Origin of the sequence: Nonomuraea longispora, from assembly GCF_004348345.1 — a bacterium.
In the GTDB taxonomy this organism is placed as follows: domain Bacteria; phylum Actinomycetota; class Actinomycetes; order Streptosporangiales; family Streptosporangiaceae; genus Nonomuraea; species Nonomuraea longispora.
Genome location: NZ_SMJZ01000103.1, coordinates 14,269 through 29,767 on the forward strand (window position 1 = coordinate 14,269; position 15,499 = coordinate 29,767).

The 15,499-nt window shown below is 72.6% G+C and carries 15 protein-coding genes; 11 read left to right on the forward strand and 4 right to left on the reverse strand.

Annotated features, from left to right (window positions below; translation table 11 throughout):
• Window positions 1-16: 16 nt before the first annotated feature.
• Window positions 17-1,012 carry an endonuclease/exonuclease/phosphatase family protein gene (locus tag E1267_RS25015; protein ID WP_246064238.1) on the reverse strand — a complete coding sequence of 332 codons (996 nt, stop codon included), beginning with the start codon at window positions 1,010-1,012 and terminating at the stop codon, window positions 17-19.
• Between the two features lie 167 nt (window positions 1,013-1,179).
• Window positions 1,180-2,145, reverse strand: coding sequence for a hypothetical protein (locus E1267_RS25020; RefSeq protein WP_132335527.1), 966 nt, complete (start codon window positions 2,143-2,145; stop codon window positions 1,180-1,182).
• 304 nt (window positions 2,146-2,449) lie between these two features.
• Between E1267_RS25020 and E1267_RS25025 the strand changes: the two genes are divergently transcribed.
• Genes E1267_RS25025 through E1267_RS25035 form a run of 3 tightly spaced genes read left to right on the forward strand, consistent with a single transcriptional unit; the run spans window position 2,450 to window position 5,435 of the window.
• On the forward strand, window positions 2,450-3,604 hold the full coding sequence (locus tag E1267_RS25025; protein WP_132335529.1) for an ATP-binding protein: 1,155 nt from the start codon (window positions 2,450-2,452) through the stop codon (window positions 3,602-3,604).
• Window positions 3,601-4,719 carry a hypothetical protein gene (locus tag E1267_RS25030; protein ID WP_132335531.1) on the forward strand — a complete coding sequence of 373 codons (1,119 nt, stop codon included), beginning with the start codon at window positions 3,601-3,603 and terminating at the stop codon, window positions 4,717-4,719. Before E1267_RS25025 ends, E1267_RS25030 begins: the two co-directional genes overlap by 4 nt.
• The gene (locus tag E1267_RS25035; RefSeq protein WP_246064239.1) at window positions 4,689-5,435 is read left to right on the forward strand and encodes a response regulator; all 747 of its coding nucleotides are present in this window, start codon (window positions 4,689-4,691) and stop codon (window positions 5,433-5,435) included. The genes E1267_RS25030 and E1267_RS25035 overlap by 31 nt, the downstream gene beginning before the upstream one ends.
• A gap of 164 nt (window positions 5,436-5,599) precedes the next feature.
• Here the strand turns inward: E1267_RS25035 and E1267_RS44565 are convergent, their stop codons facing one another.
• Together E1267_RS44565 and E1267_RS25040 are read right to left on the reverse strand one after the other, a co-directional pair.
• Entirely contained in the window at window positions 5,600-5,746 is a 147-nt protein-coding gene (locus E1267_RS44565) for a PDDEXK family nuclease (protein WP_165959774.1), read from the reverse strand.
• A gap of 25 nt (window positions 5,747-5,771) precedes the next feature.
• Window positions 5,772-6,755 (reverse strand): LacI family DNA-binding transcriptional regulator, encoded by a 984-nt coding sequence (locus tag E1267_RS25040; RefSeq protein WP_220449662.1) that lies wholly within the window; start codon window positions 6,753-6,755, stop codon window positions 5,772-5,774.
• A 133-nt stretch (window positions 6,756-6,888) separates the two neighbouring features.
• On the opposite strand from E1267_RS25040, the gene E1267_RS25045 reads away from it, so the two are divergent.
• From E1267_RS25045 to E1267_RS25080, 8 genes are all read left to right on the forward strand, one after another.
• Complete coding sequence (locus E1267_RS25045) at window positions 6,889-8,811, forward strand: primary-amine oxidase (RefSeq protein ID WP_246064240.1); 1,923 nt, start codon at window positions 6,889-6,891, stop codon at window positions 8,809-8,811.
• A gap of 14 nt (window positions 8,812-8,825) precedes the next feature.
• Complete coding sequence (locus tag E1267_RS25050; RefSeq protein WP_132335535.1) at window positions 8,826-10,448, forward strand: ABC transporter substrate-binding protein; 1,623 nt, start codon at window positions 8,826-8,828, stop codon at window positions 10,446-10,448.
• Window positions 10,449-10,450: 2 nt separating this feature from the next.
• Entirely contained in the window at window positions 10,451-11,419 is a 969-nt protein-coding gene (locus E1267_RS25055; RefSeq protein WP_132335536.1) for an ABC transporter permease, read from the forward strand.
• Window positions 11,416-12,234 carry an ABC transporter permease gene (locus E1267_RS25060; protein ID WP_132335538.1) on the forward strand — a complete coding sequence of 273 codons (819 nt, stop codon included), beginning with the start codon at window positions 11,416-11,418 and terminating at the stop codon, window positions 12,232-12,234. The genes E1267_RS25055 and E1267_RS25060 overlap by 4 nt, the downstream gene beginning before the upstream one ends.
• Window positions 12,231-13,157 (forward strand): ABC transporter ATP-binding protein, encoded by a 927-nt coding sequence (locus E1267_RS25065; protein WP_132335540.1) that lies wholly within the window; start codon window positions 12,231-12,233, stop codon window positions 13,155-13,157. The genes E1267_RS25060 and E1267_RS25065 overlap by 4 nt, the downstream gene beginning before the upstream one ends.
• Window positions 13,154-13,906 (forward strand): ATP-binding cassette domain-containing protein, encoded by a 753-nt coding sequence (locus E1267_RS25070; RefSeq protein ID WP_132335542.1) that lies wholly within the window; start codon window positions 13,154-13,156, stop codon window positions 13,904-13,906. The genes E1267_RS25065 and E1267_RS25070 overlap by 4 nt, the downstream gene beginning before the upstream one ends.
• Entirely contained in the window at window positions 13,903-14,889 is a 987-nt protein-coding gene (locus E1267_RS25075) for a P1 family peptidase (protein WP_171055506.1), read from the forward strand. The genes E1267_RS25070 and E1267_RS25075 overlap by 4 nt, the downstream gene beginning before the upstream one ends.
• 2 nt (window positions 14,890-14,891) lie before the next feature.
• Window positions 14,892-15,499 (forward strand): FMN-binding negative transcriptional regulator (locus tag E1267_RS25080; RefSeq protein ID WP_132335544.1); only part of this gene is annotated, 608 nt, incomplete at its 3' end.

A 15,499-nucleotide genomic window follows, 5' to 3' on the forward strand; every position in this document is an offset into this window, starting at 1 on the left:
GCCCTCGGCAGGACACTCAGGGCAGGCGCAGTTCGGCGAAGACGCCGCGGTGGTCGGTGTTCGGCACGTCGAAGATCTCCACGCGGCGCACGCTCACCCGCCGGTCGGCCAGGATGTGGTCGATCGAGATGATGGGCGGGAACTTCCTGAGGCTCGGCCAGGTCGGCACCAGTCCCTTGCCCACCTGGTCGGCGGCGTCCACGTAGCCGCGGCCGAGCAGGTCGCGCATGGCGCGGTGGTCGAGACTGGCGTTGAAGTCGCCCGCCAGCACCCGGATCGTCGACGAGGTGGTGGCCGGAGGGAAGGCGCGCAGCGCGGCGTTCCACTCCTCGGTCTTACGGCCGAGCGGCGGGTTGGGATGCACTGTCACGAACTCGACCGTGCCCCCACCCGGCAGCGTCACGGCGGCTGCCGGCATGTTGTGCCCGATCGGCGTGAACAGCCCCGTCAGCTCCTTCACCGGATGCTTGGAGAAGATGCCGCTGCCGGTGGCGCCGAAGGAGGGCTGCAGCACCCGGTGCGGCAGGAGCCGCCCCAGCCCGGCCGCGTCCAGCCGCTCCACCGCGGCGTGACTGAGCTCCAGGGCGCTGAACACCTCCACATCGTGCTCGCGCACCAGGTCGACCACCGTCTCGGCGTCGGCCCTGGTGAACAGGTTGATCGCCAGCACCCGCAACGGGGCGCCCCGCGCCGTCGGCTGCTCCGCGGCCACCGTGCGCGGCGCCACGACGGCGACCATCACCGCGCACACCACGGCCGCGGCGAGCGCGGCCGGGCGGTTGCGCCTGAGCAGCGACAACACCGCGGTCAGCGCCGCGATCCCCGCCCCGATGGGTGTCACGGTCATCAGCTGGGTGAGGAACGACCCCTGCTCCAGGCCGCCCACGCGGATGACGGCCCAGACGGCCAGCAGCGTGACGACCGTCCAGGACAACCACCGCCTGCGGCGTCTCCTCCGAACCGGCGCCGGCTCCCCCGTCGTGATCTGCCCCGCGCCGACCGCCGTGCTCACTTCGCCGTCCTGGTTCCGAGCCGCTCCACAGGATGAACTTTAAACTGTTGTGGAACGATACGGCGCGACGCGCGCGGCCCTCCCGATCGGCCGACGCTCAGGTCAGCGTCCCAGGCGGCACCACACTGGCGCCGTGCCTGCCGGTGTGTCGCGCCGCGTCGAGCCCGTCACCGTACGATGCTCGACCCGTTCACGCGGTGACCATGTCGGCGATGATCCGCCGTGGCGTCGCCCTCCGGTTCGAGGGCGGCCATCTCGTCGTACAGGCGGTCCAGGCAGGCCGCGGGTGAGCAGCCGCTCGCGAGCAGCGCTTTGAGCCGGTTCGTGCCGAGGGCCCGGGTGACGCCTCCCGTGACGAGGGCCACGCGGTCGCCGGAGCGCAGGGGCAGCGTCCCGATCTCCGGGGCGAGCGCCGACGGCAGTCCGAGCCCGCGCGTCATGGTGCCGCTGTCGCGCACGTGCGCCGTCGTGATCGGCCGCGGCTCCGAACCCTTCGCGCAGTGCCAGATGGCGCCGTCGCCGACGTGGGCGTAACGCAGGCGGGGGTGCTCGTCCTGGTCGAGCACGACGAGGTCCAGCGAGCTGACCACACCGTCCCCGTCACCGCCACGCCCGGACGGGCCTGACCCTGCCGGCGTCCCCACGCTGTCCGTCCCCGCCGCACCCGGCTCCACGCCACCCGACCGGGCCGCAGGCGTCTCGGGATCGGGGTGCGGGGCCGGTGCGCACCGGGCCGCGGCGCGCACCGCGCGGTGCGCCGCCTCGGTGCAATCGCCGAGGTCCACCTCCCGCGCCCCCGCGTGCTGCGGGTGGGCGGCCACCACCGCGGCCAGGGCCAGGGCGGCAGCGGTGTGCGCGAGGTCCGCGTCTCCCGTTTCACCCGCGCCGCCCCCGCTGCTCGTGCTCCGCGTGCTGTCCGGGCCGGGGACAGGGGTGCCGTGGGCCGCCGCGATGAGGCGTTCCTGGATGACGTACGCGTCCGAGGGCCGTCCGCGCGTGCCGTCGTACGTGCCGCCCGCCGCCACCAGCCGCGGTCGTGCCGCCGGCAGACGGGTCTTCCAGGTCTCCCTGCGGTCGCGGACCGTCATGACAGACAGGCAGCCCACCAGGATGGGGATCACCACGAAGGACATCAGGTTCCCTTTCTTCCGTGTTCCCAGCGGCCCGGGCATCAGTACACGCGTGTACAAGAAGACACGACCGACGGCTGTTCGGACGTCGTGGCGGATGACGGCCGATCAGCCGTCATGCCGCAGGAGGGGCGGCGGATCAGGGTCAGGGAGGGCGGTGATCGACCGCCGCTGAGCCGGCCCGAGGAAACGACCATGCCACCCATCCCCCCACCCGCCGCCACGGCCGGCGCGATCTTCCCGTACGCCCCTGCGGCGTGCGTTAATCTGAGACCCGTCCTGTGCTCTCACTGCGAGCGGGCGGCGCATGTCTCACCGCGGTTCCACGAGGTACGACTCGGCGGCCAGGCAACTGGAGCAGGCGGCCTCGCGCATCGGGTCCGGCTCCCGGGCCGTGATCGGCCTGGTGGCGATCGTCGCTGCGGTGCTGGGCGCCGTGCCTCCCGTCATGTTGTCGTGGCTGGTGCCCGCGCTGACGATCCACCTGCTCTGGACCGTTCTCTTCCTGCGGGTGGCCCGGCTGCGCAGGCCGCTGCCCTCCTGGCTGGCGGCCGGTGATGTCGCGATCACCGTCCTGTTCTGCCTGGCACAGCGTCACCTCGTGGCGGTGGACGCGCTCGCCGCGAACGCGAGCTGGGTCTCCGGGCTGGTCACCATGAGCGTGGTCGTCGCCGGCATCGCCTGGCGGCCCTCGATCGCCGTGCCCGCGGGGCTGGTCGTGGCGGCGGCGTACCTGATGGGGGCCCGGTTCGCGGCGCCGCAGCAGGACGTCGTGAGCACGCTCGCGATCCACCTCGTACAGATCCTGTCCATCGCGGTGCTGATGACGATGCTGCGCCGATCGGCCGCCTCGGCCGACACGTCCATGCGCGACAGCGCCCGCGCCGAGGTCGCGCTCATGGTCGAGCGGCTGCGCCGCGAGGACGAGCTGCGCCAGGTCGGCAGCGTCCACGAGACGTCGTTGCACACGCTGACCATGGTCGGCCTCGGCACGTACGACGGGCCGTCGGACACGTTGCGCCGCCAGGCGGTAACCGACCTGGCGGCCCTGGAACGGCTGCGCGACAAGCCGCACGCCGGCGCCGCGGCCATCGCTCTCGACGCCCTGCTCGACGAGTTGGCCGGCCGTGCCACGAGCCTGGAGGTGCGCAGAAGCCTGACGCCGGAGACGGTGCCGGGGGACGTCGCGGAGCGCTTCGCCCGCGCCGTCAACGAGGCGCTGGCGAACATCGCCCGGCACGCCGGCGTGCGCGAGGCCGAGTTGGTCTCCAGCAGCCGCGACGGCGAGATCCGGGTGGAGGTCGCCGACGCGGGCGCGGGCTTCGACGTCGAACGGGTGCCGTCCGACCGGTTCGGCGTGCGCGGCTCGATCCTCGGCACGATGCGCTCCCTGCCGAACGCCGGCGCCGACATCCGCTCGGGGAGCGACGGCACCCGGGTAAGCCTGTGGTGGCGGCCATGACCGGTGACATCGAGGAGGTGGCGCACCGCTACACGCTCTACACCGCCATCGGCGCCGTCGTGATCACCACGGTCTGGCACACCGGCTACGACCTCACCGTCACCGTCACGGGCTGGGACTCCTTCCGCTGGCCTCTGATCGCGGCGGCGGCCTGGATCGCCTACACCGTGATCGGCGTCGTCGCCGCGCTGTCGTTGTTACGCACGTACACCGGGCCGGCCAGGGCGCGTGAGCTGGCCGTCGCCGTGCTCGTCCTCGACGTCGCGGTGATCGTGGCCTGCCGGCCGGAGGACCTGATCGGCCCCATCGACTGGGGGTGGGGGTCGGTGGGGTGGCTCGGCGTCATGCTGCTGTGGAACCGGCCGCGCTGGCGGGCCGAGGCCATCGCGTTTTTGTCGGCCAACGCCGGCATCATGCTGGTGGCGATGATCGCCACGGGCACGGTCGACCGCGTCTCCCTGGCCAAATACCTGATGGTCATCGTCAGCAGTGTCGCGCTCCAGCTCGGCTACATGCTCGGCTGCCACACCCTGCGCGTACGCGCCGAGGACGCCGCGCTGCTGGCCCGCAGGCTGGCCTCCGACGACGCCTGGCGCCTGTCCGCCCAGCGCATCCACGCCGACCGGCTGCGCCGCTACGAAGCCATCCGGGAGGTGGCGGAGTCGATGCTCAAGGAACTGGCCGACGGCGCCGACCCCGGCGATCCCCGCGTGCGCGACGACTGCACGTCGGGCGCCATGCGGCTGCGGCGGCTCGTCACCGAGCGCGAGGAGGTGCCGGACGAGCTGGTGTCCGCGCTGCGCGAGCACATCGACGCGGCCGAGCGCCGGCAGGTCCTGGTGACGGCGCCGCCGTTCGGCGAGCGCATGCCCGCGCTGCCCGACGGCGTGCGCGAGGACCTGCTCAAAGCGCCCGTCGCGGCCCTGGACCGCGCGCGGACGAGGGCCAGGGTGACCGTGTCCGCGATGTCGGCCATGGTGAGCGTGGCGGTCGTCGCCGACAACGACGACCTGCCGGCCAGCCCCGATCCGGTGCACGAACCGAGCGGGGTCGTCGTCACCTATCAGCGGCAGGGAGGGGAGCTATGGGTCAACAGCATCTGGCAGCCCACATGACCGGGCACATGACCGGGCACATGACCGGGCACATGACAGGACCCGTGACGGTGGCGCTGGTGGAGGACCACCAGGTCGTGGTGGACGGCGTGCGCTCGTGGTTCGGCTCGCACGGCCAGGTGGAGCTGGTCGCGCAGGGGCCCACCATCGAGTCGGTCCGCGGCACGCCCGCCGACGTGCTGCTGCTCGACCTCAACCTCAACGGCACGATGGTCATCGACCGGGTGGCCGAGCTGTGCGCGGGCGGGCAGCGGGTCATCGTCTTCTCCGAGCACGAGGAGCCGGAGACGGTGCGCGCGGTGCTCGACGCGGGCGCTTCGGCCTTCATCGGCAAAGGGCGGGCGACCCGCGGGTCGTGCCTGGAGACGATCCTGGAGGTGGCCGCCGACCGGCCGAGCGTGACACCGCCGATGGCTCAGGCCATCGCCACGGACGAGGGGCCGCACCGGCCGCAGCTGTCGGACAAGGAACGCGCGGCGCTGCTGTTCTGGTTCCAGTCGATGTCGAAGGCATCCGTGGCGGCGCGGATGGGGATCAAGGAACGGACCGTGCGGCAGTACATCGACCGGGCCAGGGTCAAGTACGCGGCGGCCGGCCGGCCCGCGCCCACCAAGGAGAAGCTGCTCATCTGCGCCATCCAGGACGGTCTGCTGCAGCCGGACGAGGTGACCGTCTACACGTCGCTGGCCGCTCGCACACCATCCGATCGGGGATAACGCCTGGCCTCGGTCCTCCTGGCAGGAGGGGGCCGGCAGGGCCGAGGACCAGGTCAAGGCCTGCGCTCAGCGCCGCCCGCGGACGAGCACGGCGGGATCGAAGCCGACCGGGAACGGTGTCGTCAGGTGCGCGACATCCCCGCCTTGTAGGCGGCCGGCGGATCCTACGTGTCGCCGTTGAGCTCGTAGACGCAGAGCGTCGGTTCATCTGCGAACTCGATGCGCCAGTAAGTGGGGATGCCCGCCTTCGCATAGACCAGGCTTTTCAGGCCCATCCCGGCAAGTCCCCGGAAACGGCGAAAAGCTGACACCTCCAGTTTGTACGACCTTCCCCGGTCAGATGCCGACCCGGCGGGTCGAGGCGCGTACGGCCAGCTCTATCGGGTGCAGGCGTTCCGTGCCCGCCGGGGCGGCCCCCGCCAGCAGCTCGAACAGCAACTCGGCGCAGCTCTCTCCGGCCTCACGCGGACGCAGGTCGATCGCGGTGATCGGCGGGTCGGCCAGCCGGGTGGCGGCGCTGTCGACGCACGAGGCGAGCAGCACGTCGCCGCCGGACTCGCGCAGCAGGGGCGCCACCTCGGTCGCCGCGCCCGCGGGCGCGCACACGAGGGCGTCGAGCGGCGAGGAGCGGAGCAGGTCGCGGGCGGCGGCGCGCACCTCGTCGCCCGTCGCGTCGAAGGACACCCGCCGTACGAGCGGCGCCACCCCCTGGCCGGCGCACCAGCCGAGATAGCCCCGGTGCAGGCTGGCCGCCCAGTCGCTCTCGTCGCCCGCCACGATGAGCGCGGGCCGCGCCGCCCCGGACGACCGCAGATGGCCGAGCAGCCGGGTGAGCATCTCGGCGTGCTCGGACCACACGACGCCGTCGGCCTGCCGGTCTCCGGGGAACCGTTCGCAGGAGACCGTCGGCAGGCCCGTCCCCATCAGGCTCTCCACCACCGGGTCGCCCCCGAGCGGGTCGCCGAGCACCAGGCCGTCGACCCGTGGCGGACGCGGGCGCCGCTGGCCCGAGGTGATGAGGGTGACGTCGTAGTCATGCCGCGCGGCCCGCTCGACCGCGCCGAACACGAACGACATGTAGTAGGACGAGCGGGTGAGCACCTCGGGCACGTGCAGGCCGATGGTGCCGGTGCTGGCCCTGCGCAGGTGGCGGGCCGAGCCGTTGGGCACGTAGCCCAGCCGCTCGGCGACCTGGGCGACCGCGGCGCGCGTCGCCTCGGACACCCGCCCGGAGCCGCGCAGCGCGTCGGAGGCCGTCGTCTTGGACACCCCCGCCTCCCTGGCGACGGTGAGGATGGTGACCGGCTCGTCTGTCTGCACGCCCCGCATCGTAGCCCGACCGGTAAACGATGTGTTTCTCCTGGGCTCCGGGTCTTGTCCCGCTCCCGCATTCCGCATTAGGTTGGCGCGAAACCTTTGCCGGAACGTTCCGGCATCTGAAAGGGGCGGAGCGTTGCACCTGACCACCGGCAAGCGTCCCCATCCTCTCGATCCCCTCGCCGCGCAGGAGATCGACGAGGTCAGGCGGATCCTGATCGAGCAGGGCCTGCTGACCGAGTCGGTGCGCGTGGCCTACCTCGGCCTGGAGGAGCCGCCGAAGGACGAGGTGCTCGCCGGCGGGGAGAGCACGACGTCCGGCCGCCGCGCCCGGGTGCTCCTCATCGACCTGGCCACCGAGGCCTCCTCCGACGTGATCGTGTCGATCGGCGACGGGGCAGCGGGCGCGCGGGTGGAGTCGCGTACGCCGACCGACCCGGCCGAAAGCGGCCAGGTGCCGATGCTGGACGAGGAGCACGCGCTGGTCAGGCGGGTGCTCAGGGAGGACGCCGGGTGGGCCGAGGCGCTCGCGCGGCGCGGGATCACCGACCCGGCGGGCGTCTACCTGGCCGCGCTCAGCGCGGGCCACTACGGACTGCCCGCCGAGCGTGGCCGCCGGGTCGCCCGGGTGCTGGCGCACGTGATGCCCACGCCGCAGAGCCTGCCGTGGGCGCACCCGGTGGACGGTCTGGTCGCGTACGTCGACCTGGTCAAGGGCGAGATCCTGGAGATCGTCGACACCGGGCCGCAGCCCGTGCCCGCCGAGCCCGGCGACTACACCCAGGGGCCGCACCGCACCACGCAGAAGCCGATCCGCATCACCCAGCCGGAAGGCCCAAGCTTCACCGTGGACGGCCCGCTCGTCACCTGGGAGAAGTGGAGCCTGCGGCTCGGATACGACATGCGCGAGGGCCTCACCCTGCACCAGATCGGCTTCGAGGACGGCGACCGCGTCCGGCCGGTCGTCTACCGGGCGTCGGTGGCCGAGATGCTGGTGCCGTACGGTGACCCGAGCCCCGTGCGCTTCTGGCAGAACTACTTCGACACCGGCGAATACCAGCTCGGCAAGCTGGCCAACTCCCTGGAGCTCGGCTGCGACTGCCTCGGCGAGATCACCTACTTCGACGCCGTCGTCACGGACGGCGCCTGCGTGCCCAAGGTGATCACGAACGCGATCTGCATGCACGAGGAGGACTACGGCGTGCTGTGGAAGCACACCGACCCCGCCAACGGCTCCAGGGAGACCCGCAGGCAGCGCCGCCTGGTCATCTCGTTCTTCGTCACCGTGGGCAACTACGACTACGGCTTCTACTGGTACCTCTACCTCGACGGCACCATCGAGCTGGAGGTCAAGGCCACCGGCATCGTCTTCACCGCCGTGTACGACGACCGGGCCGCCCCGTACGCGTCGGAGGTCGCGCCCGGCCTCGCGGCCCCCTACCACCAGCACCTGTTCAGCGCGCGGCTGGACATGACGGTGGACGGCGTGGCCAACGCGGTGGAGGAGGTCGAGGTGGTCCGCCACCCGATGGGCCCCGCCAACCCGTACGGCAACGCCATCGGCAGGGCCGCCACCCGCCTGCGCACGGAACGCGAGGCCCGGCGCGACGCCGACCTCGCCGCCGAGCGCACCTGGCACGTCGTCAACCCGTCGGTCCGCAACCGCCTGGGCCGCCCGGTCGGCTACGCCCTGCACCCCGAGGGCAAGCCCACCCTCCTCGCCGCCGAGGGCTCCTCGATCCGCCGCCGCGCGGAGTTCGCCACGCGGCACCTGTGGGTCACCCGCTACCACCCAGCGGAGCGTTATCCCGCCGGGGATCTGGTCAACCAGCATCCCGGCGGCGCGGGACTGCCCGCCTACACCAGGGCCGACCGCGACATCGACGGGCAGGACATCGTGCTGTGGCACACGTTCGGCCTGACGCATTTCCCCCGCGTGGAGGACTGGCCGATCATGCCGGTCGACACGTGCGGGTTCGTACTGAAGCCGGTCGGGTTCTTCGACCGCAACCCCACGCTCGACGTCCCGCCGAGCGCCGCCGAACGTTCCTGCCACTAGAGGAGTAGAGGCCCATGCGTCCCATACGCCTGGCCTGCGGTGTCGCGGCCGCCCTGCTGGCCACGGCCTGCGCCGCCACCGGAACGACCACCCAGCCCTCCACCGGCCCCCAGGCGGAGGCCGCGCCCGGCTACCTCGCCGTGGCCGACGACGCGCTGCCCCCGGGCGGCACGCTCAATGCGCAGGTCCACATCGACAGCGGCGCGGCCACCGGCTACGACCCGCAGCTCGCCGACGTGGCCACCACCTGGCAGCTGCTCTCGCTGTCCTACGAGACCCTCGTCACCGTGGGCCCCGACTTCGGCATCGAGCCGCTGCTGGCCGAGAAGTGGGAGACGCCCTCACCCACCGAGTACGTCTTCCACCTGCGCGAGGACGTCTCGTTCAGCAACGGCAGGAAGATGACGGCCGACGACGTGGTGGGCAGCTTCGAGCGGCTGCTCGCGTCCGAGTCGGTGTGGCGCGGCCAGCTCGGCCCGGTCAGGTCGGTCACCAAGGACGGCGACCACACGGTGAAGGTCACGCTGAAGGAGCCGTACACGCCGTTCCTGGCGGCCCTGGCCAACGTGCCCGCCGCCGTCCTGCCGATGAAAGAGATCAACGACAGGTCGGTCGATCCGGCCACCACACTGCTCGGCACCGGGCCGTACGTGGTGGAGGACCACCGCCAGGACGTGTCGTGGACGTTCAAGCGCAACGAGAAGTACTGGGCGAAGGGCAAGCCCGCGGCCGACACCCTCAACATCACCATCGCCCCTGAGGAGGCCGCACGCATCGCCGCCCTGCAGAACGGCAGCGCCGCCCTGGCCACGCTGGGCAACGTCGACTCGGCCGGCATGCTGGCGGGCGCCCGTGACGTGCAGGTCGTGACCCAGGCCACCACGGACCTCTACTACCTGATGCTCAACACGAAAGCGCCCAACTCGAAGTTCGCCGACCCCAAGGTGCGCCAGGCGATCACCATCGCGCTCGACCAGCAGCAGATCGCCGACATCGCGCTCGGAGGCAAGGGCAAGCCGAGCGCCGTCACCCCGGCGGGCCTGCCGGGCGCCTGCGACCCCGCCGCGCTGCCGTCCGCCTCCAAGAACGCCGACGAGGCCAAGAAGCTGCTGGCCGAGGCGGGCGCCGAGAACCTGACGTTCACGCTCAGCATCTACTCCACCCAGCCGGCACCCGCCGTCGCCCAGGTGATCCAGCAGAACCTCCAGCAGGCCGGCATCACCGTCAAGATCGAGCAGATGGACGAGGCGAGCTGGTCGGGCAAGGTGTACGGCAAGGCGCCCGCCGACTTCGACGCCGCCCTGTCGTGGTTCGCCGGCTACGCCGACCCCGGCATGGTCACCAAGTGGTGGAACCCGGAGGAGGCCGGCTTCAACGTCGGCTTCATGACGCCCGACAAGGAGCTGAACGCCCTCATCGACGCGGCCGGCAAGGAGCCCGCAGGCGCCGCGCGCGAGAAGGCGCTGGCCGCCGTGTGCGCCAGGGCCGACACGGACGCGCAGATGATCCCGCTGGTCACCCGCCCCGCAACGGTCGCCTACAGATCCGACGCGCTCAGCCCCAGCCTCTACTCCACCGAGGGCTACGGCAACGTGCTGCGCCTGGTCGCCGACGCCCGCGTGAAGAAGACCCGGTAACCATGCGGCTGCTGATGTGGTGGTCCGGCCGGGCGCTCAGCTCGGCCGCGACGCTGCTGGGCGTCTCCGTGCTGATCTTCGCCGCCGTACGCCTGATGCCCGGCGGCTTCGCGGAAACCGTGCTCGGCCCGTTCGCCACCCCCGAGCAGAAGGCGGAGCTGGCCACCCGCTACGGGCTGGACCAGCCGGTGTTCATGCAATACGGCCACTGGCTGGCCGCCGTCGCGGGCGGCGACTTCGGCATCTCCATGATCAGCCGCCAGCCCGTCGGCGCGGAGCTGCTGGCCCGCCTACCGGTGACCGCCGAGCTGTCCCTGCTGGCCGTGGCCGGCAGTGTGCTGGCCGGGGTGCCGCTCGGCGTGCTCACCGCCGTACGCGCGCGGCCGGGCGGCGGCGGGGCGGCCGGCCGGCTGCTCAGCGGGCTCGGTGTCAGCGTGCCGGAGTTCGTGCTGGGCAGCCTCGTCGTCTTCGTCTTCTCCCGGTACGCGCTCGGCCTGGAGATCGGCGCGTGGGTGCCGTTCACCGAGGACCCCGCCCGTAACCTGGCCACGATGGTGTTGCCGGCCGCCGTCCTGTCGGTGTTCGCCGTCTCCGTCACGGCCAGGACCACCCGCGACGCCGTCATGGGCGTGCTGGTCGAGCCGTACGTCACGGCGGCCGTCGGGCGCGGCGAGTCGCCGTGGTTCATCGTCAGGCACCACATCCTGCGCAACGCCGCCGCGCCGGTGGTCACGCTGCTCGGCACGATCGTCGCGTACCTGCTGGGCGGGGCGCTGATCGTGGAGCACGTGTTCAACCTGCCGGGCGTCGGCTCGTACATCGTGCAGGCCGTCGGCCGCCGCGACTACGCGGTGGTGCAGGCGGGCGTGCTGCTGGCGGCCGGCGTGTTCATCCTGATGAACGTGGTCATCGACCTGCTCGTCGGGGTGCTCGATCCCCGGCTCGGCGTCACGGCGGGGAGGCGCTCATGAAGAGACCGGACCGGCTGTCCATCGGCGGGCTGGCCTGCCTGCTCGTGCTCGTGGTGTTCGCGCTGGGCTCGCTCGCCGGGGCCGGGGGAGACCCGGACGCGATCGTCGGCCCGCGGCTCCAGCCGCCGGGACCCGGTTGGTGGCTGGGCACCGACAACCTGGGCCGCTCGATGGTGCCGCGCGTCATGGAGGGCGTGGGCACGACGCTGCTGCTGTCGTCGCTGGCCGTGCTGGTGACGGCGGCGGTCAGCGCGACGTTCGGCATCATCGCCGGATACCGTGGCGGCTACCTGAACGAGCTGGTGATGCGCCTGGTGGAAGTGCTCTACTCCTTCCCCGCCATCGTCCTGGCCATCCTGGTCGCCGCCGTGCTCGGCCCCGGCCAGGTCGCGGCGTCGGCCAGCATCGTGCTGGTGACGATCCCGCTCATGACGCGGTTGGTGCGGGCCGCCGCCGTGGCCGTGTCGCAGCGCGACTACGTCACCTCCGCCGTCATCAGCGGCGCCCGGCTGCCCCGCGTGCTCGGCCGCCACGTGCTGCCGAACGTGGCCGGCACGATCGCCGTGCAGGGCACGTACGCGCTGTCGGTCGGCATCGCGGTCGAGGGCGGGCTGAGCTTCCTCGGCTTCGGCGTGCAGCCGCCGCAGGCCTCGCTCGGCGTGCTCATCCAGCAGGGCGGCACGTACATGATCGCCGCGCCCTGGCTGATCCTCGGGCCCGGCGTCGTGCTGGTGGCGGCCATCCTGTCGATCAACGTGGTGGGCGACGGGCTGCGCGACCAGCTCGAACCCCGGGAGACGAGGTCACTGACTTGAGCCTGCTCTCAGTACGCAACCTGGTGATCGACTACGCGGAGACCCGCGCGCTCGACGGCGCCGACCTGGACGTCGCGCCGGGGGAGAAGGTCGGGCTCGTAGGCGAGAGCGGTTCGGGCAAGTCCACGCTGGGCTCCGCCGTCGGGCGGCTGCTGCCGCGTACGGCGCGGCGTACCGGCGGGGAGGTGCTGGTCGCCGGGGAGCCGGTGTTCGACCTGCCGCCGGCCGGGCTGCGCCGGCTGCGCAGGAGACAGCTGGGGTTCGTCTTCCAGGACCCGATCGGCTCGCTCGACCCCACCATGCGCGTCGGCGCCCAGCTCCGGCTCGTGCTCGGTCGCGGCGCCGACGTGAGCATGCACCTGGAACGGGTCAGGCTCGACGACCCCCGCGTGGCGCGCGCGTACCCGCACCAGCTGTCGGGCGGCATGGCGCAGCGGGTGGCGGTGGCCATGGCCATGGCCACCTCGCCCGAGCTGCTCGTCGCCGACGAGCCGACCGCCGCGCTGGACAGCCAGGTGCGCGAGGAGGTGCTGAACGTGGTGTTCTCGCTGGCCGCCGACGCGGGGACGAGCCTGCTGTGGCTCAGCCACGACCTGCCCGCCGTGGCCCGCCGCTGCGACCGGATCGCGGTCATGTACGGCGGCCGCGTCGTCGAGCACGGCCCGGCCCGCGAGGTGCTCGGCAAGCCCGCCCACCCGTACACGGCGGCGCTGGCCGGGTCGGCCCCCGCGGCGGCGGCCCATGGCGCACGCCTGGAGCCGGTGCCGGGACGGCCGCCCGTGCTCACCGGGCCGTCGCCGGGTTGCGCGTTCGCCCCGCGCTGCGCGCTCGCCGTCGACCGCTGTCACCACGAGCGCCCCGGTCCGGTCCGGGTGCGCCACCAGGACGTCCTGTGCCACCGGGCCGGCGAGGTGACGGCATGACCGGCACGCGGGCGATCCTCGAACTCGACGACGTGACGGTCACCTTCACGGCCGGGCCGCCGCTGCGGCGCATCCGGCTGAACGCCATGATGCACGTCTCCCTGTCCGTGGCCAGGGGGGAGACCCTCGGCCTGGTGGGGGAGTCCGGTTCGGGCAAGACGACCACCAGCCGCGTGGCGCTGGGCCTGCACCGGCCCACCGGCGGCGCCGTCAGGTTCGACGGCCGCCCCTTCCCCAGGCGGCGGCGCGAACTGGCGGGCCGGATGCAGGCCGTGCTCCAGCATCCGCACTGGTCGCTCAACCCGAGGATGCGCGTCGGCCAGAGCGTCGCCGAGCCGCTGGCGGTGCTCGGCCGCCCCGTGGGCGATCTCGTCACCGAGATGCTCGGCCACGTCGGCCTGGAGGAGTCGTTCGCCACCCGCTATCCGCACGAGCTCTCCGGCGGCCAGCGGCAGCGGGTCTCCATCGCCCGCGCACTGGTCACCAGGCCCGACTTCATCGTCTTCGACGAGGCGGTCAGCGCCCTGGACGTCTCCGTACAGGTGCAGATTCTCAACCTCATCCGCGATCTCCAGGAGGAGTACGGCTTCAGCGCCCTGTTCATCTCCCACGACCTCGGCGCGGTCCGCTACGTCGCCGACCGGATCGCGGTGATGCGCGCGGGCGAGGTCGTTGAGACGGCCGACACCGCCACCTTCTACACCGCTCCCGCCCACGAATACTCCCGCCAGCTCTTGGAGGCCCTGTGACCGACGAGCCACGGCTCGCCCAGCCGTCCGCGTTCGCCGCGGGGGTGCCGCGCAACGCGGACCTGCCGCTGACCCCGCAGCCCAGCCCCGGGCGCGGATCCGTGACCTTCGACCTGCCGGGCGTGCACGTCGGCACCGCCGAGTACGGCGAGGGCCCCACCGGCTGCACGGTGATCCACGTCCCGGCGGGCGCGCGCACCGCGGTGGACGCCCGCGGAGGCGCGGTCGGGATGAGCGGCGGCTACGACTTCAACCACGCCGTCTGCCTGGCGGGCGGCTCGGTCTACGGGCTGGCCGCCGCGACGGGGGTGAGCGACGAGCTGCTCGCCCGCAGGGAGAACCGGACCAGGTGGGACGACCTGCAGCTCGTGTCCGGCGCGGTCATCTACGACTTCTCCTGCCGTGACAGCGCCGTCTACCCGGACGCCGAGCTGGGCAGGGCCGCGCTGCGCGGGGCGCGGGAGGGCCTGTTCCCGGTGGGCCGGTGCGGCGCGGGCCGCACGGCCAGCGCGGGCAAGGTGGAGTTCGGCCGGGCCGAGTTCGCCGGGCAGGGGGCCGCGTTCGGCGCGTTCGGGGAGGCCAAGGTGCTGGTCGCGACCGTGGTCAATGCCGTGGGCGCGGTGGTGGATCGGGACGGCACGATCGTACGCGGCAACTACCACGTCGGCGAGGGCGTCCGGCGCCACCCGCGCGACGACTACGCCGAGACGATCGGCGACCCCGCTCCCGCCGTCATGGGCAACACCACGCTGACCGTGATGGTGACGAACGTCCGGTTGACGGACGTCGAGCTGCTCCAGGTGGGCAGGCAGGTGCACAGCTCCATGCACCGCGGCATCCAGCCGTTCCACACCCTGACGGACGGCGACGTGTTGTTCGCGATGACGACCGACGAGGTGGATCTGGCGGGAGTCAAGCCGACGGGGCTCGGGACGCTGGCGTCCGAGGTCGCGTGGGACGCGGTCCTGAGCGCGGTGGAGTAGGCATGCACACCTTCCCCCGGTACGCCGCCGCCGACCCGGCGCAGGTGACCACCCTGATCAGGGAGAACCCGTTCGCCTTGGTCGTGAGCACGGTCGACGGCGTGCCCGTGGCCACGCACGTGCCGGTCATCCTCGAAGGGACCGCCGTCGCCGGCGGCACGCTGCTCGGCCACATGGCCCGCGCCAACCCGCACTGGCGCTCGTTCGAGGGCTCGCCCGACGTTCTGGTGATCTTCCCAGGACCGCACGGGTACGTCTCGCCCACCGTCTACGCCACCGACCCGGCCGTGCCGACCTGGGACTACGCGGCCGTGCACGTGACCGGCCGGGTGGAGCTCCTGGGCGACCCGCTCGACACGCTCGACGTGGTGGAGCGCACGGTCACGGCCGCGGAGTCGCTGCGGGAGCCGGCCTGGGAGCCCACCGCCGCCTCCCGTGACCGGTTCCGCGCGCTGCTGCCCGGGGTGGTGGCCTTCCGGGTGCGCGTACGTACGCAGCAGAGCATCTTCAAGCTGAGCCAGGATCTCGACGCGGAGTGTTACTCCCGGGTCCGCGACGCGGCAGCCGCGGAGAACCCGGGCCTCGCCGAGCAGATGCGCAGGGCCGGGTG

Excerpts from the sequence above, each read along its gene's own strand:
- E1267_RS25070 (WP_132335542.1), top strand. The coding sequence starts at position 13,154 with ATGACCGGCACGCGGGCGATCCTCGAACTCGACGACGTGACGGTCACC.
- E1267_RS25060 (WP_132335538.1), top strand. The coding sequence starts at position 11,416 with ATGAAGAGACCGGACCGGCTGTCCATCGGCGGGCTGGCCTGCCTGCTC.
- E1267_RS25050 (WP_132335535.1), top strand. The coding sequence starts at position 8,826 with ATGCGTCCCATACGCCTGGCCTGCGGTGTCGCGGCCGCCCTGCTGGCC.
- E1267_RS25035 (WP_246064239.1), top strand. The coding sequence starts at position 4,689 with ATGGGTCAACAGCATCTGGCAGCCCACATGACCGGGCACATGACCGGG.
- E1267_RS25020 (WP_132335527.1), bottom strand. The coding sequence starts at position 2,145 with ATGTCCTTCGTGGTGATCCCCATCCTGGTGGGCTGCCTGTCTGTCATG.
- E1267_RS25030 (WP_132335531.1), top strand. The coding sequence starts at position 3,601 with ATGACCGGTGACATCGAGGAGGTGGCGCACCGCTACACGCTCTACACC.
- E1267_RS25055 (WP_132335536.1), top strand. The coding sequence starts at position 10,451 with ATGCGGCTGCTGATGTGGTGGTCCGGCCGGGCGCTCAGCTCGGCCGCG.
- E1267_RS25025 (WP_132335529.1), top strand. The coding sequence starts at position 2,450 with ATGTCTCACCGCGGTTCCACGAGGTACGACTCGGCGGCCAGGCAACTG.